Source organism: Streptomyces sp. NPDC048142 (genome assembly GCF_043202835.1).
GTDB lineage: Bacteria > Actinomycetota > Actinomycetes > Streptomycetales > Streptomycetaceae > Streptomyces.
In genome coordinates, this window is sequence record NZ_JBIDBC010000049.1 from 1 (window position 1) to 23,061 (window position 23,061).

At 69.1% G+C, this 23,061-nt stretch carries 19 protein-coding genes and 1 pseudogene; 11 read left to right on the forward strand and 9 right to left on the reverse strand.

The window, feature by feature from the left end; genetic code table 11:
• Window positions 1-1,757: type I polyketide synthase (locus ACGF2Y_RS34550; protein WP_392955599.1), on the reverse strand; the 1,757-nt coding region annotated here is incomplete at its 3' end.
• Window positions 1,758-2,046: 289 nt separating this feature from the next.
• Here ACGF2Y_RS34550 and ACGF2Y_RS34555 point away from each other — a divergent pair.
• The 3 genes from ACGF2Y_RS34555 (at window position 2,047) to ACGF2Y_RS34565 (ending at window position 3,840) form a co-directional block, all read left to right on the forward strand.
• The gene (locus tag ACGF2Y_RS34555) at window positions 2,047-2,424 is read left to right on the forward strand and encodes a YybH family protein (protein WP_392955601.1); all 378 of its coding nucleotides are present in this window, start codon (window positions 2,047-2,049) and stop codon (window positions 2,422-2,424) included.
• 125 nt (window positions 2,425-2,549) lie between these two features.
• Complete coding sequence (locus tag ACGF2Y_RS34560) at window positions 2,550-2,966, forward strand: YybH family protein (RefSeq protein ID WP_392955603.1); 417 nt, start codon at window positions 2,550-2,552, stop codon at window positions 2,964-2,966.
• Between the two features lie 109 nt (window positions 2,967-3,075).
• Entirely contained in the window at window positions 3,076-3,840 is a 765-nt protein-coding gene (locus tag ACGF2Y_RS34565; protein WP_392955605.1) for an SDR family NAD(P)-dependent oxidoreductase, read from the forward strand.
• A 54-nt stretch (window positions 3,841-3,894) separates the two neighbouring features.
• On the opposite strand, the gene ACGF2Y_RS34570 is transcribed toward ACGF2Y_RS34565, so the two are convergent.
• Window positions 3,895-4,947 (reverse strand): ScbA/BarX family gamma-butyrolactone biosynthesis protein, encoded by a 1,053-nt coding sequence (locus ACGF2Y_RS34570; RefSeq protein WP_392955607.1) that lies wholly within the window; start codon window positions 4,945-4,947, stop codon window positions 3,895-3,897.
• Between ACGF2Y_RS34570 and ACGF2Y_RS34575 the strand changes: the two genes are divergently transcribed.
• The 3 genes and pseudogenes from ACGF2Y_RS34575 to ACGF2Y_RS34585 all read left to right on the forward strand — a co-directional run bounded on the left by ACGF2Y_RS34575 (window position 4,946) and on the right by ACGF2Y_RS34585 (window position 6,933).
• Window positions 4,946-5,587 (forward strand): ScbR family autoregulator-binding transcription factor, encoded by a 642-nt coding sequence (locus tag ACGF2Y_RS34575; protein WP_392955608.1) that lies wholly within the window; start codon window positions 4,946-4,948, stop codon window positions 5,585-5,587. The genes ACGF2Y_RS34570 and ACGF2Y_RS34575 overlap by 2 nt on opposite strands.
• A 542-nt stretch (window positions 5,588-6,129) precedes the next feature.
• Window positions 6,130-6,372, forward strand: a pseudogene (locus ACGF2Y_RS34580) (winged helix-turn-helix domain-containing protein); the annotation flags it as partial.
• Window positions 6,373-6,387: 15 nt separating this feature from the next.
• Window positions 6,388-6,933: an AfsR/SARP family transcriptional regulator gene (locus ACGF2Y_RS34585; RefSeq protein ID WP_392955649.1), complete on the forward strand. Its 546-nt coding sequence runs from the start codon at window positions 6,388-6,390 to the stop codon at window positions 6,931-6,933.
• A gap of 48 nt (window positions 6,934-6,981) precedes the next feature.
• Here the strand turns inward: ACGF2Y_RS34585 and ACGF2Y_RS34590 are convergent, their stop codons facing one another.
• Entirely contained in the window at window positions 6,982-7,188 is a 207-nt protein-coding gene (locus ACGF2Y_RS34590; protein WP_392955610.1) for a ferredoxin, read from the reverse strand.
• Window positions 7,189-7,430: 242 nt separating this feature from the next.
• On the opposite strand from ACGF2Y_RS34590, the gene ACGF2Y_RS34595 reads away from it, so the two are divergent.
• Complete coding sequence (locus tag ACGF2Y_RS34595; protein ID WP_392955612.1) at window positions 7,431-8,606, forward strand: acyl-CoA dehydrogenase family protein; 1,176 nt, start codon at window positions 7,431-7,433, stop codon at window positions 8,604-8,606.
• Window positions 8,607-8,668: 62 nt separating this feature from the next.
• Here ACGF2Y_RS34595 and ACGF2Y_RS34600 read toward each other — a convergent pair whose 3' ends face one another.
• A complete protein-coding gene (locus tag ACGF2Y_RS34600) occupies window positions 8,669-9,646 on the reverse strand; it encodes a cytochrome P450 (RefSeq protein ID WP_392955614.1) in 978 nt (325 codons plus the stop codon).
• A gap of 559 nt (window positions 9,647-10,205) precedes the next feature.
• On the opposite strand from ACGF2Y_RS34600, the gene ACGF2Y_RS34605 reads away from it, so the two are divergent.
• Window positions 10,206-11,666 carry a flavin monoamine oxidase family protein gene (locus ACGF2Y_RS34605; protein WP_392955616.1) on the forward strand — a complete coding sequence of 487 codons (1,461 nt, stop codon included), beginning with the start codon at window positions 10,206-10,208 and terminating at the stop codon, window positions 11,664-11,666.
• 82 nt (window positions 11,667-11,748) lie between these two features.
• Here the strand turns inward: ACGF2Y_RS34605 and ACGF2Y_RS34610 are convergent, their stop codons facing one another.
• Window positions 11,749-12,336 carry a hypothetical protein gene (locus ACGF2Y_RS34610; RefSeq protein WP_392955618.1) on the reverse strand — a complete coding sequence of 196 codons (588 nt, stop codon included), beginning with the start codon at window positions 12,334-12,336 and terminating at the stop codon, window positions 11,749-11,751.
• Window positions 12,337-12,580: 244 nt separating this feature from the next.
• Here ACGF2Y_RS34610 and ACGF2Y_RS34615 point away from each other — a divergent pair, with 244 nt between their 5' ends.
• Window positions 12,581-13,756 (forward strand): acyl-CoA dehydrogenase family protein, encoded by a 1,176-nt coding sequence (locus ACGF2Y_RS34615; protein WP_392955620.1) that lies wholly within the window; start codon window positions 12,581-12,583, stop codon window positions 13,754-13,756.
• A 175-nt stretch (window positions 13,757-13,931) separates the two neighbouring features.
• Here ACGF2Y_RS34615 and ACGF2Y_RS34620 read toward each other — a convergent pair whose 3' ends face one another.
• The 3 genes from ACGF2Y_RS34620 to ACGF2Y_RS34630 all read right to left on the reverse strand — a co-directional run bounded on the left by ACGF2Y_RS34620 (window position 13,932) and on the right by ACGF2Y_RS34630 (window position 17,429).
• Window positions 13,932-14,825: an NAD(P)-dependent oxidoreductase gene (locus tag ACGF2Y_RS34620; RefSeq protein WP_392955622.1), complete on the reverse strand. Its 894-nt coding sequence runs from the start codon at window positions 14,823-14,825 to the stop codon at window positions 13,932-13,934.
• Window positions 14,826-15,144: 319 nt separating this feature from the next.
• Complete coding sequence (locus tag ACGF2Y_RS34625) at window positions 15,145-15,906, reverse strand: hypothetical protein (RefSeq protein WP_392955624.1); 762 nt, start codon at window positions 15,904-15,906, stop codon at window positions 15,145-15,147.
• Between the two features lie 320 nt (window positions 15,907-16,226).
• The gene (locus tag ACGF2Y_RS34630; protein WP_392955626.1) at window positions 16,227-17,429 is read right to left on the reverse strand and encodes an IS110 family transposase; all 1,203 of its coding nucleotides are present in this window, start codon (window positions 17,427-17,429) and stop codon (window positions 16,227-16,229) included.
• Between the two features lie 396 nt (window positions 17,430-17,825).
• On the opposite strand from ACGF2Y_RS34630, the gene ACGF2Y_RS34635 reads away from it, so the two are divergent.
• The gene (locus ACGF2Y_RS34635) at window positions 17,826-19,301 is read left to right on the forward strand and encodes an amidase (protein ID WP_392955627.1); all 1,476 of its coding nucleotides are present in this window, start codon (window positions 17,826-17,828) and stop codon (window positions 19,299-19,301) included.
• A 210-nt stretch (window positions 19,302-19,511) separates the two neighbouring features.
• The gene (locus ACGF2Y_RS34640; RefSeq protein WP_392955629.1) at window positions 19,512-21,734 is read left to right on the forward strand and encodes an NADP-dependent isocitrate dehydrogenase; all 2,223 of its coding nucleotides are present in this window, start codon (window positions 19,512-19,514) and stop codon (window positions 21,732-21,734) included.
• A gap of 214 nt (window positions 21,735-21,948) precedes the next feature.
• On the opposite strand, the gene ACGF2Y_RS34645 is transcribed toward ACGF2Y_RS34640, so the two are convergent.
• The gene (locus ACGF2Y_RS34645) at window positions 21,949-23,013 is read right to left on the reverse strand and encodes a biotin/lipoate A/B protein ligase family protein (RefSeq protein WP_392955630.1); all 1,065 of its coding nucleotides are present in this window, start codon (window positions 23,011-23,013) and stop codon (window positions 21,949-21,951) included.
• Window positions 23,014-23,061: the final 48 nt, after the last annotated feature.

Sequence of the window (23,061 nt, forward strand, 5' to 3'; positions counted from 1 at the left end):
CCGGCCCGCTGTGCTCCCTGTCCGGTGAACAGGAACGCCGTACGCCCAGGAACCCGCACACCGGTCACCACACCAGGACCGGACCTGCCCTCCGCGAGGCTCCGCAACCCCGCCAGCAGATCGGGGCGGTCTGCGGCCACCACCACACCGCGATGGTCGTGCGAGGCACGGGCCGTCACCAGCGAATGAGCGATATCGAGATCCGACAGATCCGGGAACTCCTCGATGTGGGCGAGCAGTTGCCCGGCCTGGGCGCGCAGCGCGGACTCGCTCCTGGCCGACAGCACGAAGGGCAGCACCTGCGGCGACGACACCTCGACCGGGGCCGATCGTAGGGAGTCCGCCGACGTGGCGCCGTCCGGTTCCTCCGCGGCGGGGGCCTCCTCCAGGATCACATGCGCGTTCGTACCGCTCACACCGAAGGCCGAGACGGCGGCGCGGCGCGGTGTGTCCTTGTCCGGCCATTTCCGTTCCTGGGTGAGGAGTTCGACGGCACCGGAGTCCCAGTCGACCATCGGGGTGGGCTCGTCGACGTGGAGGGTTCTGGGCAGGATGCCGTGCTGCATGGCCTGCACCATCTTGATGACCCCGCCGACACCCGAAGCGGCCTGCGCATGCCCGATGTTGGATTTGAGTGAGCCGAGGTAGAGGGGGGTGCGGGCGGGGCGGTCGCGGCCGTAGGTGGCGAGGATGGCCTGGGCCTCGATGGGGTCGCCGAGGCGGGTTCCGGTGCCGTGGGCCTCGACGGCGTCGATGTCGGCCTCGGTGAGGCCGGCGTCGGTGAGGGCCTGGCGGATGACGCGTTCCTGGGAGGGGCCGTTGGGGGCGGTGAGTCCGTTGCTGGCGCCGTCCTGGTTGATGGCGGAGCCGCGCAGGAGGGCGAGGACGGTGTGGCCGTTGGCCCGTGCGTCGGAGAGGCGTTCGACCAGGAGCAGGCCGACGCCCTCGGACCAGGAGGTGCCGTCCGCCGCCGCGGCGAACGACTTGATCCGCCCGTCCGGCGCCAGCCCCCGCAACCGCGAGAACTCGATGAACGCGACAGGCGTCGACATGACGGTCGCTCCTCCGGCGAGCGCCAGGTCGCATTCGCCCCGGCGCAGTGCGGTCGCCGCGAGATGCAGGGCCACGAGCGAGGAGGAACAGGCGGTGTCCACCGAGATCGCCGGACCCTCGAAACCGAACGTGTAGGAGATACGACCCGACGCGATACTGCCGGCGCTTCCGCTGAACAGATATCCCTCGGCGTTCTCGGCGGGCAGCCCGGGGCGCGAGCCGTAGTCGTTGTACATCAGCCCCGTGTACACCCCGGTGCGGCTGCCCCGCAGCGACGCCGGATCGATGCCCGCCCGCTCGAAGGTCTCCCACGCCGTCTCCAGCAGCAGCCGCTGCTGCGGGTCGGTGGTCAGCGCCTCCCGCGGAGACATCTCGAAGAATCCCGCGTCGAACAGATCGGCATCGTGCAGGAAGCCGCCGTCACGGCTGTAGCTGGTGCCGGCGCGTTCCGGGTCCGGGTCGTACAGGCCGTCGAGCCGCCACCCCCGGTTGCCGGGGAACGGAGTGATGGCGTCCGCGCCCTCACTCACCAACCGCCACAGGCCCTCCGGTGAGGTGACCCCGCCCGGATAGCGGCAGCCCATCGCCACGATGGCGATGGGTTCGTGCTGCTTGTCCTCCACCTCGCGCAGTCGGCCGCGTGCGTCGCGGGCATCCGCGACAGCACGCTTGAGGTAGTCGCGGAGTTTGTCCTCGCCCGCCATGTACCCAGCTCCCCGGTGTGTTGTGTTCAGGGCCCAACGGTGTGCACGGGCCGTGAGAAACTCTTAATTCGTTTTCTGAAATGATGCACAATTCGCTGAACGTGCGGAATGAGTTCTCGATCGTAATCGCCCGCAAGCATGTGGTGGTAATCGCCTGCGCTTCACCGGGGGTGGTCGGTGCATTACTTCTCAGTGGCTGAATGATGGCTGAACCCTGTTCGGGTGCCAGTAGGGTCGATCTGAATTTTCCAGGGAGATTCACCCGGGCGGGAAAGAGAGAAAGGTCATCATGTCGCAGCTCACCAATGATGTCGAAAAGCACACGGCGCTCTATGTGGAGGCCTTCAACGCGGGCGACCTGGACGCGGTCGACGCGATGTACACCGAGGAAGCCGTTGCGGTCTGGGAGCCGGGAATTCCGCTCACCGGGCAGGCGCGTCTCGACGCGACCAGGGAATTTCTGGCGCGGGGGCCGAAGATGACGGCCGTGCCGCGCCAGTCCTTCGTGACGGGCGACACCGCGCTGCTCATCGTGGACTGGACCATCGACACGAAGGACGCGAACGGCAAGCCCGAGCACCTCTCGGGTGTCGGCGTCGACGTGCTCCGGAAGGGCGAGGACGGCAACTGGCGCTACGCCATCGACGACCCGTACGGCGAGAAGTAGACAGCCGGCGCTCCGTCACCCAGGGCGCCGGGGGCCGCCCGTGCGGCCATGGCCGGACGAACGGTCGCAAGGGCGCCGCGACTTACCGCTCTCACGTCAACCAACAGACCTGGAGGCCCAGTTCCATGGCTATTACTGTCGACTTCGACCCCGACAACCCCGACCTGACGGACGACACCGACCTGCAGAACGAGATCTTCCTGCAGGTGTTCAATTCCGGTGACGGCGAGCTGTTCGACAAGCTCTACCGTGAGGACGCGATCTCCAACTTCTCGGGCACGCCGTTGACCGGCGCGGCACGACTGGCCTTCTTCAAGGAGTTCCTCTCCACCAAGCCCGTCCTGAAGGCGGAGCTGACGCACTCCTATGTCGCAGGCGATGTGGCTCTGATCGGCGTGCACTTCGTCATCGACGGGACGGACGAGGAAGGGAAGCCGCTGCACATCGAGGGCAATTGCACGGACGTCCTGCGCCGGGGCGAGGACGGCCGCTGGCTCATGGCCGTCGACCGTCCGGTGGCCGGAAGCCTGCTGCCCGAGTAGAGGCGTCTCCGCGGGGCCCGCCACGAGCGGGTGCCCCGTGGGCCGGTGACCCGATCGCCGGCCCACGGGTCCCGGCGGATGCCAGGACGGGGCCTGGCACACTGCGGGCATGACGAATGATCTTCTTTCAGGGAAAGTGGCCCTCGTCGTAGGGGGCAGCAGTGGCATCGGCGCGGCATCGGCCCGGCTCTTCGCGCGTGAGGGCGCGACCGTAGTGGTGGTCGCCCGGAGGAAGGACCGCCTGGCCGCACTCGTGGACGAGCTGCGTGGCGAGGGCGCCGACGCCGCGTACGTGGTCGGTGACGTCTCCGACGCCGAACAGGCCGCCAGGGCTGTGGACGTCACGGTATCCGCGTACGGCCGCCTCGACGTCGCGTTCAACAACGCCGGCATCGGCGGTGACCGAACGCCCCTGCACCTCATGCCGGACGAGGTCTACAACACCATCATGGACGTCAATGTCCGAGGCGTCTTCAACTGCTTGCGCTCCGAGATAGCCGCGATGCTGGAGAGCGGTGGTGGCGCGATCGTCAACACCAGTAGCGTGGGCGGCCTCGTGGCGATACCGACCGCCGCCCCGTACATCGCCTCGAAGCACGCGGTCGTCGGTCTCACGAGGGCGGCCGCTGACGAATACGCGACGCAGGGCATTCGTGTGAACGCGGTGGCGCCCGGCACGACCCGCAGCGAGATCACCGCAGACTGGTTCGGGCGCAACCCCGGACTTGAGGACCTCGCCAACTCGCTTACTCCGCAGGGGCGTACCGCGGAGCCCGAGGAGATCGCCGCGGCTGTCGCCTGGCTGCTCAGCGACCGTTGCCCCTTTCTGACCGGCACGGTGCTGCCGGTGGACGGCGGCTTCGTCAATCGGTGACCCGGCCCGCTCCGGGCGAGCAGCGGTGCTGTTCGCCCGGAACGTGCGGGGCGGTCAGACGGTCCTGCCCTCGAAGTCGACGGTGAACACGGGCTCGGCCCGCTGAACGCCGGTGACCCGGACGGCGACCCGGCCCGGCCGGGGCGTGGGCAGCAATGCGGCCTCGACCCAGCAGGGGTGGTCGAATTCGACGTAACGTGAGTAGCGTGTGGCGAATTGACCGGGTGCGAAGAAGTCCGGAGCCAGCAGCGCGCGCGCGGCTTGGTCCGCGGCTTCGAGCAGGACGAGCCCCGGGACATGGTCGACGGGATGATCGAACAGTGCTGTGTTGGCCGGATCGTTCCGCAGCAGCCAGCGACCCGGCCGGTCGCCGGGGGAAAGAACCACGTCCTCGCTGGCCGCCCGGCCGACCAGCTCCGCGGCGACGGGCACCGGCACCGGCCAGGCGCCCCAGTCGACGGTGAGGTAGGTTCCCCGCAGTCTTCGGTAGGCCGCGGATGAGACCCAGGAGAACTCGGACGCGGCCCCGGCCACCGGGGCGCCCTCATGGGAAATGCGAAAACTCATGCTCAGCGCGCTCGGAGTGGACGGGCGGTTCTGTGGCCGCTGTACCGTCACTTCGACATCGAGCATCGCGGGACGGTCGGCCGGAGGGCGGAATTCCGAATCGGCCGTGATGTCCAGCGTGTTGAGAACCGTCTGGTGGTCCAGCGGGACCCCGTACTCGGCGTGAGCTATGACGAGACCGCTCTGTCTGATCGTTTGGGCCAGAACGTTCGGCGGGAAGGGCAGCCGGCCCTGAGAAGGCGGCCAGACAACGCTCAGGACGAAGGTGTCGGCCGGCCCGCGTCTCCATCTTCTGACCAGTATCGAATCCTCATGCGTCAGATGGGTGTAAGCGCTCAATGAGCGAGAGGACGTGGTGTGCGATGGTGATCTTTGGACCGTCAAGGCCCGTGGCGCAGCAATCGAGTTCCTCGGCAAGGCCCCCCCCGGGGTCTGATGGCTGTTGAGGCGCACGGTTAAAGTACCGGTTCGTCGGTCGGTTTCGATTTCCGGGCCATGTGATCTCAGGCACTGGTCCGAAGGCATCGTGGAGGTGTGCATGGCCAGGCAGGAGCGCGCGATGCGTACGCGCAGGGTGATCCTCGGGGCTGCCGCCGAGATGTTCAACGAACTGGGTTACGACGCCACCACCATCGGAGGGCTCATCGAGCGGGTCCAGCTCACCCGAGGTGGACTGTATTTCCACTTCAGCTCGAAGGAGGAGCTGGCGCGCGCGGTGCTGGACGAGGCGGTGACCCGGGAGGGCCTGGTGCCGCAGGCGTTCAAGCTGCAGGAGTGGGTGGACCTGGCGTTGCTCCTCGCCCACCGGCTTCCCGTGGAGCCGGTGTTGAGCGCGTCGATCCGGCTGTCCGTCGACCCCAGGGCCCGCAGCCTGTTCGGCACCCGCTGGCCCGACTGGATCGAGTTGGGTGACAATCTTCTCCGCGAGGCGAAGGACCGCGGTGAGCTGTTGCCCCACGTCGACCCGGCCGAGACCGCGCGGCTGTTCGTGGGCGCGTGGACCGGTGTGCAACTGGTCACGGACGCGCTGCCGAACGGCACCCTGTCCGAAGAGATCTCGAACCTGATCGCCCTCATCCTGCCCAGCCTCGTCCCGGCCGGCGTCCTCGCGAAACTGGACTTCTCCCCGTACCGCGCCGAACGGCTCCTGGCCGCCGCACGCGGGCCGGAGTGCTCGTAGCGGCGTCTCCTTCGCGGTGGCCCGCGTCGAAACCCTCTCCGCCCGCGCTGCACATCGCGGCGACCGCGCAGCCGGTCGGCACGGGCCGGTTGTCCGTCGGTACGAATGCTGAGATTTCCTCGGAGCTCGTCATGGCGACCCTGTATAAATAAACCGGACGCCCTGCTGGTTACCAGGTGCATCACGGGGGGATAGATGGGTGAGCACGTTCAGTGCGTCGGCTTCCGGCGGGGTCTGTCGCGCCGGCCCCGGTCGGACGTGGAGCGGGTATTCCGTCCGGGACGACACCATGCGACACCGTGCCCTGTACCGCCTCTCGCCTCCCGCCTCCCTGCTCCGTCAGCGGGGCGTGTGCCGAGCGGTGATCTCGGTGACTTCTACCGAACTACCGTCCGGTAGGACGGAAGTCACAGCCGCTTTCGCGATGGTCTTGAGCCGACTGATTCCTGGCGTCCAGACAGACACCAGCACCGACACGGGCGTCAGAGCGCCGGACAGGAGTGTGTGCAGTGCAGTTCCATCTCATCGGCCCCTTCGAGATCGTGGCGGGAGACGGTCGGACCCACGCACCCAAGGCCCCCAAGATCTGCCAGATGCTCGCTGTGCTGGCGCTCCAGCCGCGTGAACCGGTGGCCACGGAGACTCTCGTCAGGGAGTTGTGGGGAGAGGACGCGCCGAAGGGAGCCACCCGAACGCTGCAGACGCACGTCTACCATGCCCGACGGATGCTGGAAGCTGTCCAAGGGGGTTCTTCCAAACGTCACTTACTCGTGACACAGGCACCGGGCTACCGTCTCGAAGTGCATGACGACGAGGTCGACGTGCTCGTCTTTGAACGGTTCGTCCGGCGAGCCCAGTGGGAGTTCACCCAGGGCTCCACCGAGCGTGCGGCGGACAACCTGTCGCGGGCCCAGCGGTTGTGGCGGGGGCCCATGCTCAGCAACGTACCGATCGGCGGAGTACTCACCGGCCGGACGGCTCATCTGGACGAGCTCCGCATCCGGGCTCTGGAACTGCGGGTGGAGGTCGAGAACCGGCTCGGCCGGTACCGGGAGTTCCTTCCCGAACTGCGTTCCCTGGTCAACGACCACCCGCTGCACGAGTGGTTCCACGGCCAGCTCATCTCGGCCCTGCACCTCGCCGGCCGAAGAGGTGAGGCTCTGCAGGCCTATCAGAACCTGTACGACATCCTCAAGAGGGAACTGGGTCTCGAGCCGTCCGACGAGGTGCAGCGGCTGCAGTTCGAGATTCTCAACACGTCCGCCGCGGATACGCCGAGGCGTCGTACGGGCACGTCGGCGGGTTCCGGCATCACCGCCCTGTGGGCCTCCGTGGCCACCGGCTGACGTTGCCGCCGCCCGGCTTCGCCGGCGGCGGCAACGTACACCCGCCAATCACCCGGCGTGGCTGAGCAGTACCGCTTGACCCGGACAGCAGTCCGCGATGTCCTGGGCGAACTCGATGTCATCGGACTCCGAGAGTTCGGCCACCAGTGTCTCCCCGCGCCCGTCGGCGCCCAGCCGGAACAGGCTCGGGTGCATGGCAGCGCAGAGCCCGGAACCGATACATGCCTTCTTGTCGACCTTGATGGGCGTCGTCACTCGGATTCCTCTTTCTTCCTCGCGGTCCCGGACATTCCCGCACAACCTAGAGTCGCCCCTGCCACCCCGTGGTCACTGTGGGCCAATCGCGTCGGACACCGGGAAGACCGGCGGTAATGAACGATGCATTACCGCTGAGGGTGTTCCGATTATCGAGAAGGGAGTGATCCCTTTGGCTGCCATGATAATTTCGCGAATAGCGTGCCAACGTTGATGGCCGCACATTTCGATGGAGGGGCAGAGTGACCGAGCAGGAAGAATTTCCATCAGTTCTCGAAGCGGTGCGGAAAATCGTCGGGAAGCTTCGCGACAACGGGGCCGAGGCGGAGGAGAAGCGCCGTGTGCCCGAAGCGAACCTCACGCTGCTCGAGCAGGCAGATGTGTTCCGCATGGCGGTCCCGCGCCGGTTCGGCGGACTCGCCCTCGGCGTCGCCGAGCAGGCCGAGGTCGTACAGGAGATAGGCCGGGGCTGCCCGTCGACCGGCTGGGACATGACGGTGTGGCTGACCGGCGCCCAGATGGCGGCGCTGTATCCCGACGAGACCCAGGCGGAGGTCTTCGCCGGGGGCTCCACCCGGGTCTCCATCGGCTTCGCGCCGACCGGAAAGATCGTGCCCACCGACGGTGGCTACATCCTCAACGGCAGCTGGAGCTACAACTCCGGGTGCCACTCGGCCGACTGGGACTGCGTGGCGGTGATGCTGGACCATCCGGACGGCACCGCCGAGGAGTTCATCGCGATCGTCCCGATGTCCGAGTTCGTCGTCACCGACGACTGGGACGTATCGGCGGGCAGCGGCACGGGAAGCGCCACCGCCACCGCGAAGGACGTGTTCGTACCGACGCGTCGGGTGGCCGGCTACGGAGAGCTGATGCTCGGCACCACCGGCGACCGGTGGAACAGCGATGTGGCGGGGCGGGGGTATGGAATCGTCTCGTTCATCATGGCGCAGTACGCCGCGATGGCCATCGGCATCGCCCGTGGGGCCTACGAGCTCTTCCTCGGCCGGCTGCCCGGTCGCGGAATCACGTACACCACGTGGGACGACCAGTCGCAGCACCCTCTGACCCAGGTGCAGGTCGCCACGGCGGCCAACAAGATCGACGCTGCGGAGGCGCTCTCCGGTACCTGGCTGCGCGTTCTCCAGGAGCGTGCTGATGCGGGGGAGCAGCCGACCGACGAGGAGAAGGCCGTCATCCGCGGGCAGACCTCGTTCGCGGCACATCTGGCCAAGGAGGCGGTGGAGCTCCTGTTCACCGCGAGCGGTGCTTCGGTGATCAAGCGCAGTGTGCCCTTCCAGCGATACCACCGGGACATCCTCGGCTTCTCGCTGCACGCCCTCACCCAGGTCAATGTGAATCTGGAATTGCAGGGACGGGTGCTCCTGGGCCTCGAACCGGACACCGACATCCTCTGACCCCAGCCGCCGGCGCCCGCGCACCCGTGGTGACGCGGGCGCCGGGCGCCGGCACGCTTTCCTCAGCGCTCGCGCCGGTGCACCGTACCGCCGTGCAGATCGACGGGGAGCTCCGTGAGCGCTCGCAGCAAGTAGCTCTCGCTGTAGGTGATCTCGTCCCTGGGGATGGCCAGTTCCATTTCGGGGAACCGGTTGAGCACCGAGGGAATCGCGATCTCCGCCTCGAGCTTGGCGAGGGCGGCGCCGATGCAGTTGTGCAGGCCGTGTCCGAGGCCGACATGGCGCGGCCCCTGCCGGGTGATGTCGAGACGATCGGGGTCCTCGAACCGCCGCGGATCGCGGTTGGCCGACAGCAGCGCGGCGATGACGGGCGCTCCCGCCGGAAGGGACGCACCGCCGAACTCCAGGTCCTCCTTGGCGAAACGGAAGAGCCCCATGGTGAGCGCCCCCTCAAGGCGGAGGAACTCGTCGACCGCCTGTGGAGCCAGCTCCGGCCGCTCGGCGAGCAGGCGCCGCTGACCGGGGTTGTCCAGCAAGGACAGGACCGCCGACCCGATCAGATTCCTGGTGGTGTCGAGACCCGCCATGATCATCTGCGCGAGGAGCGCCACCAGTTCGTCCTCCGTGAGGCGGTCGTTTCCGTCACGGGCCTCGATCAAGGTGGTGAGGAGGTCGTCACCCGGCGCACTGCGCTTCTCGACGATCAGTTCACGGCCGTACTGGGCGATGTCCTCGAATGCCTTCTTCGCGTTCGAGGACGCGGCGTCGGAGTGGAAGGCGCGGTCGATGGCATCGATGATGTCGTTGTAGCGGCCCAGGGGAATGCCGAATATCTTGCCGAGCACCTGTGCGGGAATGGCCCCCGCGAAATCCATGAGATCGGGTTTCTCCTGGCTCCCGAGCAGATCCAGATTGGTGTTCACGATGTCCTCGGTCGCCTCCCGCCAGTGGGAGATGCGGCGTGGGGTGAAGGCTCCCATGGCGAGCTTGCGCTGACGGGTGTGGTCCGGCGGGTCCAGCGTGGACAGGATGCGTGACACGACGGTCCCCGCGCCGAGCACCATTCCTGACGCCTGGAAGTCCGGGAGGGCATAGGCCTCCGCGTTCGTACTGAATCGGGGATCTCCGAGCAGCGCGTGGACATCGTCGAACCGTGTGACTATCCAGGTCTGGAATCCCCCGATGGGGAAAATGAATGGATGAACCGGAGCGTTGTCGCGAAGCCAGGCGAAGCTGGGATGGGGATCTTGATAGTAGTCGCTCTCGAACAGTGCGCTCGGCGGTGACAGAGCAACCATGAGTGGCCTCCTGGATGGTGTGGGAAGTGAACTGAATTCCCGGTACTGGCCTGATGAGTCAGGGAGGAGCTTATGGAACGCCGTGTGGGAGGCGGGCACGCGCGAGTAACTCGTCAGTTATATCCCGATGAGCGGGCGATTACAGGCCGCAGAACGCTCCGTTGCCGACGGATGGCGCACGGTGGGCCACGCCTGCATAGGGTTCGTCCCTGAAACGTCAAGGGGGGCTGATCAGCCTCGTACCTTGCTGCCCGTTTCTTTAGCTGTTCATTCATGAATCCGATGGGGGAATCCGCACATCATGAAAATCGGGCGCACTCGATTCAACGCCGCCGAAGACGTGCCGGCGGACACCGCGCGGACCACGTCCCGCCGTACCGTTCTGAAGGCGGCCGGGGCCACGGCGGTCGGGGTATCGGCACTGGGGGTCGCGCTGCCGGCCCAGGCCGCCGCGGCGGCCCGGGGCGGGACGTACGACGTCATCGTCATCGGGGCCGGGTTCGCGGGCATCACGGCGGCGCGTGAGCTGAGCGAGCAGGGGAAGAGGGTGCTGATCCTCGAAGCCCAGAACCGCATCGGCGGACGGACCTGGACCAAGATGTTCGGCGGCCACCTGATCGAAATGGGCGGCACCTGGGTCGATCCGGCGACGATGCCCTACATCGGTGCGGAGATCACTCGGTACGGTATCCAGCTCCAGGAGGAAGGGCCGATCGAACGCCTGCTGCTGCCGACGCCCGGCGGCCCCGCGGAGTTCGACGTGGCAGCGGGATTCGCCAGGGCTTCCTCGTTGCGCGAGGAGCTCTTCGAGGGGTCGGCCCAGTACTTCGAGCGACCGGCCGAGCCTCTCCACCGCCTCGACCTGCTCCAGAGCGTCGACCAGAAGTCACTGCGCGACCGGTTGAACGAGCTCTCGCTCTCGCCCGAGGACGAGCTGATCGCCAACGGCTCGCCCGCGCTGCTCGCCGGCGGCAGCAGCGCGCAGGGCGCCCTCACGATGCTGGCCCAGCACTGGCAGCTCGCGGGTGGCAACAACACGGGCTGGGGCAACACCGTCCGCTGGAGCATGAGGGGAGGCACGACCGGCCTGCTCAACGCGATGCTGGCGGACTCCCCGAACGCGACCCTGCGTCTCAACTCGCCGGTCGCCGCGGTCGTCGGCGCCGGGCGCAGGCAGTATGTGGTGCTCAGATCCGGTGCGACGTGCAGCGCGTCGGCCGTGATCGTCGCGGTGCCCGCCAACGCCTGGCGGACCATCAGGTTCCACCCCGCGCTGCCGGCCGCCCACACCGCGGCCACGACGCAGGGCATCTGTGTCAAGAACGCGAAGAAGCTCTGGATCCATGCCCGCAACGGGCAGGGCAGGTTCTACGCGCAGGCAGCCGAGGGTGGCCCTTCCATACCGTGGCTGCAGGCCGGTCCCGCGACCGACCAGGGGCAGCTCTATGTGGGGTTCAGCGTCGACCCGAACCTCGATCTCTCCAACCATGCCCAGGTCAGTGCGGCGGTCCAGGAGCTGGGCGTCGATCTGGACATCATGTCCGTCACTTCGCACGACTACGGCATGGACCCGTTCGCACGAGGCGGTTGGGCCTACCGGAAGCCGGGCCAGCTGACGAACCTCTACCCGGAGGTTCTGGAGGCGTCCGGTCAGGTCGCGTTCGCCAGCGGTGACGTCGCCAACGGCTGGAGTGGCTATATCGATGGCGCGGTCGAGTCCGCCCTGCGAGCCGTCGGACAGGTGCAGCCTCACATTTTCTGAACCCGCAGGGGCGAAGCCGCCGGGCCCGGCGGCGGTGTGCACACACCGCCGCCGGGCCCTCCCGTTTCCTGACGGGCCTTGCTCAGCGAACGTCTCCGTACCAGCGCCACTGCTTCTGACGCTCCAGCCCGGGGCCGTCGAGCGCGATCCGGCCGGTACACCACAGCAGGGTCTCGGACGGGCTGAAGCCTGTGGGGGCTTGGGGAAACAGTCGCTGGACGGTCGGCTCGCAGAGATGGTCGGGCAGCGGCTGCTCCAGCCCGAATCCCTGAGCGATGTCACGGCTGTGAACCAGCAGCTCCAGTACGGCCATGGCCGCGTAGCCCGCAGGGTCGCCGGTGCCCCAGGAGTGGAAGGCACGGACATCGGGGCTGCTTCGGAGAAGGGTCGACTCGAGCAGGGTGCCGCCGACCTGGATTCCCTCCACCGCCAGCTCGGGAGGCGTGCCGGCGTCGACGCCGAAGCGGACTCCGATGTAGCGGTCGGTCGGTTGCGCGATGAGAAGGGCCGAGTAGCCGTAGATGGCCTGCGACAGATGCGAGACGGTGTCGTAGCAGCTCCACTCCAGCTCTCCCGCGGTGCGGGACCAGTCCTGATCTGTGCACTTGCCGAGAACAGAAGTGCTGAAAATGGTTGCTTCGGTGACGAGATCGGGCCATGCAGTAGTCATTTTTCCATGCTGCCAGCACAGAAGTCGTGCCCGTGTCGACTCCGCCCATCGGGAACCCATGAACCGGTAATCGTCCGGTAATTGACCCTCCTGCTGCTTCGTGGTTACCAAAGCATGGCCCCATCCTTACGCTCCGTCAGTATCGTGGGTGGTGAAAATCGTGGGTGCTGAACCATGAATGCGTTCCGTTCGGCGCCGCACGTTTTCCATGGTCACGGAATCTCAGCCATAGCAAGGAGCCGGTGTGTCCACGAATGATGAGCTGATATCGCTGCTTGATGCCGTGCGGAGCATCGTTCCCACGCTGCGCAAGAACGGCCGCGAAGCGGAGGACCAGCGCTGGATCCCGGAGGAGAACATCGAACTCCTGGAAAAGGCGGGAGTGTTCCGCATGGCGGTTCCCCGGCGCTTCGGGGGCCTGGAGCTGGGCGTGGCCGACCAGAGCAGGGTCATCTCCGAGATCTCCCGCGGTTGTCCCTCCACGGGCTGGCTCACCATGGTGTGGGTGACCAGCGCCTGGGCCTCGGGGCTCTACTCCGACCGGGCCCAGGAGGAGATCTTCGCCGGTGGCTCGGTTCGGGTCTCCATCGTCTTCGCTCCGAGCGGCACCCTCACGCCCGTCGAGGGCGGCTACACCCTCAACGGCAGCTGGAAGTTCAACTCCGGCTGCCGGGGCGCCCACTGGAACCTGGCGGCCGGCATGGTGCAACGGCCGGACGGATCGTCCGAGGAGGTCATCGCCATGGTCCCGATGGACAGGCTGACCATGGTCGACGACTGGGACGTCTCGGCCGGCGCCGGCACCGGAAGCGCGACGACGGTGGCCAAGGACGTCTTCGTTCCCGCGCACCACGTGGTCTCCTACGAGGAAGCCATGGTGGGCACGACCGCGGACCGCTCCAACGCCGGGGCGACCGGACGTAACTACGGGCTCCTCGGATACATCCTCGCGGATGTCGCAGCCGTGTTCATCGGCATCGCGCGCGGTGCGCACGAGCTGTTCGTCGAGCGGCTCCCCGGGCGGGGGATCACCTACACCAACTGGACCGAGCAGAGCCTCTACCCGCTCACCCAGGTTCAGGTGGCCGAAGCCGCCAACAAGATCGACGCGGCCGAGGCGCTGTCGACCCGCTGGCTCGAAGTGCTGCAGAAGCGTGCCGACGCGGGCGAGCAGCCGACGGTCGAGGAGAAGGCCGCGATCCGGGGGCAGACGGCCTTCGCCGTGGAGCTGTGCAGGGAGGCGGTCGAGCTGCTGTTCCGGGCGTGCGGCGGCTCGGTGATCCAGCGCAGCGTCGACCTGCAGCGGTTCCAGCGGGACATCCAGGGGCTGTCGCTGCACGCGCTGGTGCAGCTCAACGCCAACCTGGAGGTCCAGGGGCGCGTGCTTCTCGGCCTGGACCCGGAGACGGATTTCCTCTGATCCCGCTCACGACGGCGTTCGCCCCGGCCTTCCGGGGCCGGGCGAGCGCCTTCGTGATGGCGGCGCGCGGTCCGTTGCGTCTCCGACGCACGGATCCCGCCCGATCGGGGAGATCGGACGGGATCCAGGGAAGTGGTCGGCCCTCGGTTCGACAGGCGATCCGAGGGCCGCGCGACTACGAGGCCTTGGGGTCCTGGAACAGCTCGATCATGGCCGCGTAGCTGTTCTCGGCGTGGCCCTTGGCGATGGCCCGCTTCGCCAGTTCGTGGACGAGCGTGGGAAGCTCCGTGTTCACGCCCTGCGTCTGGCTCTCATGGAGCAGGTGCTCGATCGACGCGAAGTGGGTCTCGATCTTGGCGTCGTTCGCCGGGTACTTCTTGTCGCCCGCGTCGATCTGCCCCGCGTAGTCCGTGGCGAAGAACTTGACGGCGTCGAGCCACGAGGTCGCCCAGGGCAGGAACGTGCCGGCCTCGATACCCGCGCTCTTGAGAAGAGCGGCACCGTGGATGAAGCTGTTCAGCGTGCCCCACATGACCCCGAGCAGCGCGACGTCGTAGAGAACCGCGAGACCCGGGTCCTCGCCCACCATCGTCGTCCGGCCGCCGAGCACCTTCAAGGCCGACTCGTACGTGGTGAACGCCGTGTCGGAACCGCTGTAGAAGAGGATCGCCTCGGCGCCGCCGATGGTCGCCGGAATGGCCATGATCGCGCCGTCGAGGTAGTCGGCGCCTCGCTCGGAGGCCCACACGGCGGTCTCGCGGGCCTGCTCGGAAGAGCCCGAAGTCAGGTTGACCAGAGCGCGACCCGAAAGGGCACCGTCCAGCGGGTCGAGAATGTCGTGCATCACGTCATAGGTCGACACGCAGACGACGACAAGCTCACTCGCGGCGACCGCGTCCGCAGGAGACGAAGCGAGGACCGCCCCTTGCTGAACAAGCTCGTCGGCCTTCTGGGACGAGCGGTTCCACACGGTGGTCGGGTGACCAGCCTTGAGGAACGCACCGGCGAGGGCCTGCCCCATGAGCCCCAGACCTATGACCGTGACGGGAGAGAGATTGTTGTCCGCCATGAAAGCTCCCATGCGTTTTCGGGAAGGCCGGAGCGGTGCGAAGGCACTCCGACCTTCCATGTGAATCGTTTTGACATGCTGAAACACCGAGAAGCGGTGATTAGCTCCTCGGTCGTCAGAATGCTAGGACGCGTCGGTCAAAGTTCCATCAAGCCATCCGCGGAACAGGCCGGCGCGACGTGCGTATCGGGATCACCGGCGCTCCCCGGGCCCGGACCGACCGGTCGATGTGATCCCGGCCCTGACCACCTGACCGCTCGGGTGCGCTGTACGGGTGCGCTGTAGGGGTGCGCGCTGTACGGGAGTGCGTCGGCCCGAGCTAGAGAGGAGAGACGCTGCGGCCGAGCAGGGCCGTGACGTCCACCGTCTCGTCCGCCGGGGGAGTGGCCGTCGGCACCGGCCGGTCGAAGCCGGAGAAGTCCACGGTCCCTTCCTCGCCGGCGTCCCGCACGGTGATCCGCACCGGGTACGGCGTGCCCTCGGCGGCCACGTAGGCCGTCAGGCGCTCGCCGTCCTCGACCCTGGTCACCGGGACGGCGGGTGTGCCGTTCACCTCGGTCCTCTCGCCCTTCGTCAGCGTGCCCCGGTCCGCGGTGCCGGCGTTGTCCGCGATCAGCTCGCGGAAGGTGTCGAGATCGCAGACCTCGGTGACACCGAGCAGCCGGGGGTGGTCGGCCGAGGCCTTCATGTAGCGGCCGTCGAGGATCGCGTCGAAGGTGGAGCCGCCGATCGGCACATGCCTCTCCCAGAACGCGGCGTCCGGTTTCAGCCAGACGTCGTCGCCGCGCTTCACGATCTCCACCGAACCGTCGCCGCCCATGTCGATCCCGCCCGTGCAGTTCCCCTCACGGTCCAGGGTGAGGTCGAGGCTCACGTCCGCCCCGCTCCCGTCGATACTGCCGCGCGCGCTCAGATGCAGGGACCGCACATCGAGCAGGGCGTCGCGCGAGAGGTCGACGATCTCCTCGGCGGCGAGCGAGTCGATGTCGTCGTCAGCCTGTGCGACCGCGCCACCCGTCACGGTGAGGGCGACGGCCGCCGCGCCCGCGGCCGCCCGCGCGGCCCATCGGTGTCCGCTCACATCGCCTCCTCGGAAAGGCCCCGGTCAGGGCCCCGCGATCCATGGTGACCGGCACAGTTCGAGCGTACGCCGGGTCCAGGGGCACCGCCCGGTGCGCGCACGGGGAGTGAAGCGCCGCGGTGTTCTCGGCCACGGAGCGTGGGAAAGCCGCGGCGATCCCGCCCGGGATCACGTAACACGCATCCCGCCCGGGTCACGTAACACGCATCCCGCCCGGGTCACGTAACACGCACCCCGAGAACGCACGCACACGCGCCCGCACGCGCCCGCACGCGCCCGCACGCGCCCGCACGCGCCACGAAGGAGTCTCAATGACGAAGTCAAGCCGCTTGCGCGACCGGCAGCTCGGGGGTGAAGACTCGGTTGTCGCGCAGGAGAGCCCACAGGACGCTGGCCCGTCGGCGGGCCAGGGCGATGACGGCCTGGACGTGTTTGCAGCCTTCGCCGCGCTTCTTGAGGTAGAAGTCCCGGTTCGGGCCCTCGCGGATGATGCTGGTCTGCGCGGACATGTAGAACACCCTGCGCAGGCGGCGGCTGTAGCGCTTGGGGCGGTGCAGGTTGCCGGTGCGGCGGCCGGAGTCGCGCGGGACGGGCACCAACCCGGCCGCCGAGGCCAGGTGACCGGCGTCGGCGTAGGCCGACAGGTCGCCGGCGGCGACGACGAACTCGGCGCCGAGTATCGGGCCCATGCCGGGCAGGGACTCGATGATCTCCGCCTGTGGGTGGGTGCGGAATGTCTCGCGGATTTGCTTGTCGATGTGCTTGAGGCGGTCGTCCAGGGCGAGGATCTGCGCGGCCAGGTCGGCGACGATCTGGGCGGCGGCGTCCTCGCCGGGCAGTGCGGTCTGCTGGGCCTGGGCCGCCTCCAAGGCTGTCGCGGCGACCGCGTCGGCCCCGCGGACGCTGCGGTTGGCGAGCCAGGCCGTGAGCCGGGCCCGGCCGCGGCGGCGGATCGCGGCGGGCGTCTGGTAGCCGGTCAGCAGGACCAGTGCGCCCTTCTGCGAGCTGTAGTCGAAGGCCCGTTCCAGTGCGGGGAAGACGCCGGTCAGCGTGTCGCGGAGCCGGTTGATCATCCGGACCCGGTCGGCCACCAGGTCGGAGCGGTGGGCGGTCAGCAGTGCGAGGTCGGCGGCGAGCTGGGCGGGCACGCCGATTGCCGCGAAGTCCCGGCGGGTGCGCGCGGTTTCGGCGATGACGTAGGCGTCGCGGGCGTCGGTCTTCGCCTCACCCCGGTAGGCCCCCGACATGCGGTTGACCGTGCGGCCGGGCACGTAGACGGCCTGCTGGCCGTGGGCCGCGAGCAGGGCCAGCATCAGTGCGGAGGACGTGCCGGAGATGTCCACCGCCCAGTGGACCGTGTCGGCGAGGTCCAGGATCTCGCCCATGGCGGTCAGGATCGCCGACTCGTCGTTGTCGACCTTCTTCGACCACAGCGTCGCACCGGTCTCGTCGACCGCCGCAGCCCAGTGATGCCCCTTGCCCGCATCGATTCCGGCCCATACCCGGGCCCGTCGCTCGCTCACTCGCCCCTCCTCGCACCGTTCGGCATGCCGTCGGCCCGAGGAACACCCCGCTGTCATCTCCGTAATCAGCGACCGCACGAAGCGCGCACATCTCAATCAGCAGCCAGGGCGCCCCGGAGAGCCGGGCGGCCACTCCTTCGAAGCCACTGATGGCAGAGACCCATAAGCCACACCCGGCCCTCCCGGGCCGCCTAACAACTTACGGAGACCCATGTACCTCGTCGTGGGGACGAAGCGCATGGGCGGCACGGCCACCGGGAAGCGCTCCCCGTCCGCCGGAACGGCCGGAACGGTTGAGCGGGCCGCCTCCTCTCGTTACCCTCCAGTAAGTACGTGTGGGCGCAGCCGGGACGAGACGACCGGCCGGCCCCGCGACACGAGGGAGGCGGCACGCCCATGTCCTCAGCGGAGCCCACCGAGCAGACCGGACCGGCCGTACGGGACCCCGGTCGCGCGCCCCGCCCGGCCACCCCCGTTCCGCCCCCGGCGCCCGGACTCGCGGAGAGCGCCCGCCGGCTCGCCGACGCCGCCACCACCTCCACCGCGCTCGTGGCCGACGCCCTCGCCCGCATCGAGGCCACCCGGCCCACCCTCAACGCCTTCCGCCACCTGCGCGCCGAGGCGGCCCTCGCCGAGGCGGCGGAGGCCGACCGCAGGCTCGCGGCGGGGGAGCGGCTGCCGTTGCTCGGCGTGCCGGTCGCCGTCAAGGACGACACCGATGTGGCGGGCCTGCCCACCCACTTCGGCTGCGACGGGGAGCTGCCCCCGGCCGCCGCCGACAGCGAGGCGGTCCGTCGGCTGCGCGCCGCCGGGGCGATCGTCGTCGGCAAGACCAACTCCTGCGAACTGGGCCAGTGGCCCTTCACCGAAGGGCCCGCCTTCGGCGCCACCCGCAACCCGTGGAACACCGCGCACACCCCGGGCGGCTCCTCCGGCGGATCAGCGGCGGCCGTCGCCGCCGGACTCGTCCCCGCCGCCCTCGGCTCGGACGGTGCCGGGTCCGTCCGCATCCCCGCCGCCTGGACCCACCTCGTCGGCATCAAGCCCCAGCGCGGCCGGGTCTCCGTCCACCCGCACCACGACGCCTTCCAGGGCCTCACGGTCAACGGCCCTCTCGCCCGTACAGTGGCCGACGCGGCGCTCCTGCTGGACGCGGCCGCCGGTGCCCACCCCGCCGACTTCCACCGCCCGCCCGCCGTGCGCGCCGCCGACGCCGCCCGCCGCGACCCGGGCCGGCTGCGCATCGCCCTCGCCTGGCGGCCCCCGCTCACCCTGACCGGCGCCGCACCGGACCCGGAAGTGCGCCGGGCGGTCACCGCGCTCGCCGAGACCCTCGCCCGGCTCGGCCACCACGTCGAGGAGGCCCGCCCCCGGTACGGGCTGATCGGCCTCGCCTTCGTGCCCCGCGCCACGGTGGGCATCGCCGAATTCGCCGCCCGCCACCCCGAACCGGCCCTGCTCGACCCGCGCACCCGCAGCGCACTGCGGACCGGGACGCGGCTGGGCGGGCGGGTGGTGCGGGCCGCCCGCGCCCGCGAAGTGCGTCAGCACCGCAGGATCGGCGCCCTCTTCGACACGTACGACGTCCTCCTCACCCCGACGACCGCCGCGCCCCCACCCCGTATCGGCACCTTCGACCGCCTCAGCGCCTGGCGCACCGACGTCACCATGGCCGCCGCCTGCCCGTACGCCTGGCCGTGGAACGTCCTCGGCTGGCCCGGCGTGAACGTCCCGGCCGGCTTCACCCGGGCCGGGCTCCCCGTCGGCGCCCAGCTCCTGGGCCCCTCCCGCAGCGAGGAGCGGCTGATCGCCCTCGCCGCCCGGCTGGAGGACGACCTGCGCTGGTACGACCACCGGCCGCCGACTCCGTAACGCCGCTGGGGCGATGGCCTCACCGGCCCCGTAACGCGGGCTCCGGCCCCGTAACGCCGCCCCAGCGCCTCACGCCGGGCGGTGAGGGCCCGGCCCGGGGCGCTCACGCGCCCACGGTGAGTGAAGCCGTGCGGGGGCCTTGTGGAGCCCGGCACGGTGAAGAGATATCTTGATGTCAAGCAATGTTGCAGACGTGGAGCGGAGCACCCGGTGACTGACTCGACCATCATCTATACGCACACCGACGAGGCCCCTGCCCTGGCGACCTATTCGCTCCTGCCCGTCGTCGAGGCCTACGCCTCGACCGCGGGCGTCACGGTGGAGCGCCGTGACATCTCCCTCGCGGGGCGGATCATCGCCGGTTTCCCGGAGCACCTCAAGGCCGAGCAGCGTATCGATGACGCACTCGCCGAGCTCGGCGAGCTGGCCAGGACGCCCGGCGCGAACATCATCAAGCTGCCGAACATCTCGGCGTCGATCCCGCAGCTCAAGGCGGCCATCGCCGAGCTCCAGGAGCAGGGCTACGCGCTCCCGGACTACCCGGACGACCCGCAGACCGACGCTGACAAGGACGTCCGCGCCCGCTACGACAAGGTCAAGGGCAGCGCCGTGAACCCGGTGCTGCGCGAGGGCAACTCCGACCGCCGCGCCCCCGCCTCCGTCAAGAACTACGCCAAGGCCCACCCGCACCGCATGGGTGCCTGGAGCGCCGACTCGAAGACGAACGTCGCCACGATGGGCGTCGACGACTTCCGCTCCACCGAGAAGTCCGTGGTCATCCCCGAGGACGGCTCGCTCCGCATCGAGCTGCACGGCGACGACGGCACCACCACCGTGCTCCGCGAGTCCGTACCCGTCCTGAAGGGCGAGGTCGTCGACGCGGCCGTCATGCGCGTCGCCGCGCTGCGCGAGTTCTTCACCGCTCAGGTGGCCCGCGCCAAGGCGGAGGGCGTGCTGTTCTCCGTGCACCTGAAGGCCACCATGATGAAGGTCTCCGACCCGATCATCTTCGGCCACGCGGTCCGCGCCTTCTTCCCGAACACCTTCGCCAAGTACGGCGACCAGCTCGCCGCGGCGGGCCTCACCCCGAACGACGGCCTGGGCGGCATCCTCAAGGGCCTGGACTCCCTGCCGGACGTCGGCGCCGAGATCCAGGCGTCCTTCGAGGCCGAGCTCGCCGAGGGCCCCGCCCTCGCGATGGTCGACTCCGACAAGGGCATCACCAACCTGCACGTCCCCAGCGACGTCATCGTCGACGCCTCCATGCCCGCCATGATCCGCACCTCGGGTCACATGTGGGGCCCCGACGGCGACGAGGCCGACACCATCGCCGTCCTCCCGGACAGCAGCTACGCCGGTGTCTACCAGGTCGTCATCGACGACTGCCGCGCCAACGGCGCCCTCGACCCGTCGACCATGGGCTCGGTGCCCAACGTCGGTCTGATGGCGCAGAAGGCCGAGGAGTACGGCAGCCACGACAAGACCTTCGAGATCCCCGCCACCGGCACCGTGCGCGTCGTCGACACGAACGGCACCGCAGTGCTGGAGCAGGCCGTCGGCGCCGGCGACATCTTCCGGATGTGCCAGACCAAGGACCTGCCGATCCAGGACTGGGTCAAGCTCGCCGTGACCCGCGCCCGCGCCACCGGCAACCCGGCCGTGTTCTGGCTGGACGAGACCCGCGCCCACGACGCCAACCTGATCGCCAAGGTCACCACGTACCTCGCCGACCACGACACCGACGGCCTGGACATCTCCGTCAAGACCCCGGAGGAGGCCACCGCCTTCTCCCTGGAGCGCATCCGCCGCGGCGAGGACACCATCTCCGTCACCGGCAACGTGCTGCGTGACTACCTCACCGACCTCTTCCCGATCCTGGAGCTCGGCACCAGCGCGAAGATGCTCTCCGTCGTCCCGCTGATGAACGGCGGCGGCCTCTTCGAGACCGGCGCGGGCGGCTCGGCCCCCAAGCACGTCCAGCAGCTCGTCAAGGAGAACTACCTCCGCTGGGACAGCCTGGGCGAGTTCCTGGCCCTCGCGGTCAGCTTCGAGCACCTGGCCACCACCACGGACAACGCGCGGGCCCAGGTCCTCGCCGACACCCTGGACCGGGCGACGGGCACCTTCCTCAACGAGGACAAGTCCCCGAGCCGTCGCCTCGGCGGCATCGACAACCGGGGCAGCCACTTCTACCTGGCCCTCTTCTGGGCCCAGGAGCTGGCGCGGCAGACCGACGACGTGAAGCTCGCCGAGGCGTTCGCGCCGCTCGCCAGGACGCTGGCCGAGCAGGAGGAGACCATCGTCGCCGAGCTGATCGCGGTGCAGGGCTCCCCGGCCGAGATCGGCGGCTACTTCCAGCCCGACCCGGCCAAGGCGGAGGCGGTCATGCGTCCGTCCGCCACGTTCAACCAGGCCATCGCGACCCTCGTCTGACCTGATCCGAGGCGGACCCGTCCGCCTCACCGCTCCGCCCCGGCCGGCCCCGTGCCCGCCGGGGCGGTTCGCGTTCGGGAACCTGTAAGGGGGCAGGGACCGAACCGCCGGTCAGGAGCGACCGCCGGTCAGGAGCAGGAGCAGGAGCCGGAGGACGAGTGGGTGGCTGCCGGCACCCGGCGGAGCGGGCCCCGCATCCGGCGCGGCGGTCCGCCTACGGCACCCGGGCCGTCCACTCCGGCGTACCGAACTTGGTGCGTACGAGCTCCTCGGCGCGCGCCAGCTCGGCGTCCGTCACACTGCCCACGCCGAGGCCGTGACGCTTGCGGAACGACTCGATCATGCGTTCTATCACCGCCCGGCGTGGCAGCCCCGTCTGCCGACGCAGCGGGTCGACGCGCTTCTTCGCGGACCGGGTGCCCTTGTCGGACATCTTCTCCTTCCCGATCCGCAGCACCTCCAGCATCTTGTCGGCGTCGATGTCGTACGCCATGGTCACGTGGTGCAGCACGGCCCCCGGCCCGCCGTCCGGCCCCACCATCCGCTTCTGCGCGGCCCCGGCGATCTTGCCGACCTCGGTGGCGATGTCGTTGAGCGGCTGGTACCAGGCCTTGATGCCCATGTCGGCGAGGGCCTCGAGAACCCAGTCGTCCAGGTAGGCATAGCTGTCCGCGAACGACAGCCCGGAGACCAGGGACTGCGGGACGGCGAGGGAGTAGGTGATGGTGGAGCTCGGCTCGGCGAACATCGCACCACCGCCGGAGATCCGGCGCACGACGCTCACGCCGTGCCGCTCGACGCCCGCCGGGTCCACCTCGTTGCGCAGCGACTGGAAGCTGCCGATGATCACGGCGGGGGAGTCCCACTCCCAGACCCGCAGCGTCGGCGGCCGCAGCCCCGCCGCGACCTCGGCGGTGATCACCTCGTCCAGCGCCATGTGCAGCGCGGGCGACTGCGGGGCTTCGTGGATCAGCTGCCAGTCGTGGTCGCTCCACTCCGTGGCCTGCGCGAGCGCCCGGCGTACGGTGATGGCGACGCCCTCCGCGCTCAGCCCGAGCATCACCGTGGAGTCGGGCAGCGCCGCCTCGATCCGCGCCGCGAGCCCGGCCGTGTCGGTGTTGGCCGGGGCGCCCTCCAGGGCCGCGTCGATCGCGAGGATCGCCTCGTCGGGTTCGAGGAAGAAGTCCCCGGCGACGCGGACGTTCCGCAGTGCCCCGCCCTCCACGTCCAGATCCACCACGACCAGCTTGCCGCCGGGAACCTTGTACTCACCGTGCACAGCGCCGCCTCCAGCTTCCGTTATGCGGTCCGGCTCGGTGATGAGCCG

Bases quoted from the DNA above. Each gene is read 5' to 3' on its own strand.
- ACGF2Y_RS34575 (WP_392955608.1), top strand. From the start codon at position 4,946: ATGGCCAGGCAGGAGCGCGCGATGCGTACGCGCAGGGTGATCCTCGGG.
- ACGF2Y_RS34555 (WP_392955601.1), top strand. From the start codon at position 2,047: ATGTCGCAGCTCACCAATGATGTCGAAAAGCACACGGCGCTCTATGTG.
- ACGF2Y_RS34560 (WP_392955603.1), top strand. From the start codon at position 2,550: ATGGCTATTACTGTCGACTTCGACCCCGACAACCCCGACCTGACGGAC.
- ACGF2Y_RS34620 (WP_392955622.1), bottom strand. From the start codon at position 14,825: ATGGCGGACAACAATCTCTCTCCCGTCACGGTCATAGGTCTGGGGCTC.
- ACGF2Y_RS34570 (WP_392955607.1), bottom strand. From the start codon at position 4,947: ATGCACACCTCCACGATGCCTTCGGACCAGTGCCTGAGATCACATGGC.
- ACGF2Y_RS34635 (WP_392955627.1), top strand. From the start codon at position 17,826: ATGTCCTCAGCGGAGCCCACCGAGCAGACCGGACCGGCCGTACGGGAC.
- ACGF2Y_RS34565 (WP_392955605.1), top strand. From the start codon at position 3,076: ATGACGAATGATCTTCTTTCAGGGAAAGTGGCCCTCGTCGTAGGGGGC.
- ACGF2Y_RS34610 (WP_392955618.1), bottom strand. From the start codon at position 12,336: ATGACTACTGCATGGCCCGATCTCGTCACCGAAGCAACCATTTTCAGC.
- ACGF2Y_RS34605 (WP_392955616.1), top strand. From the start codon at position 10,206: ATGAAAATCGGGCGCACTCGATTCAACGCCGCCGAAGACGTGCCGGCG.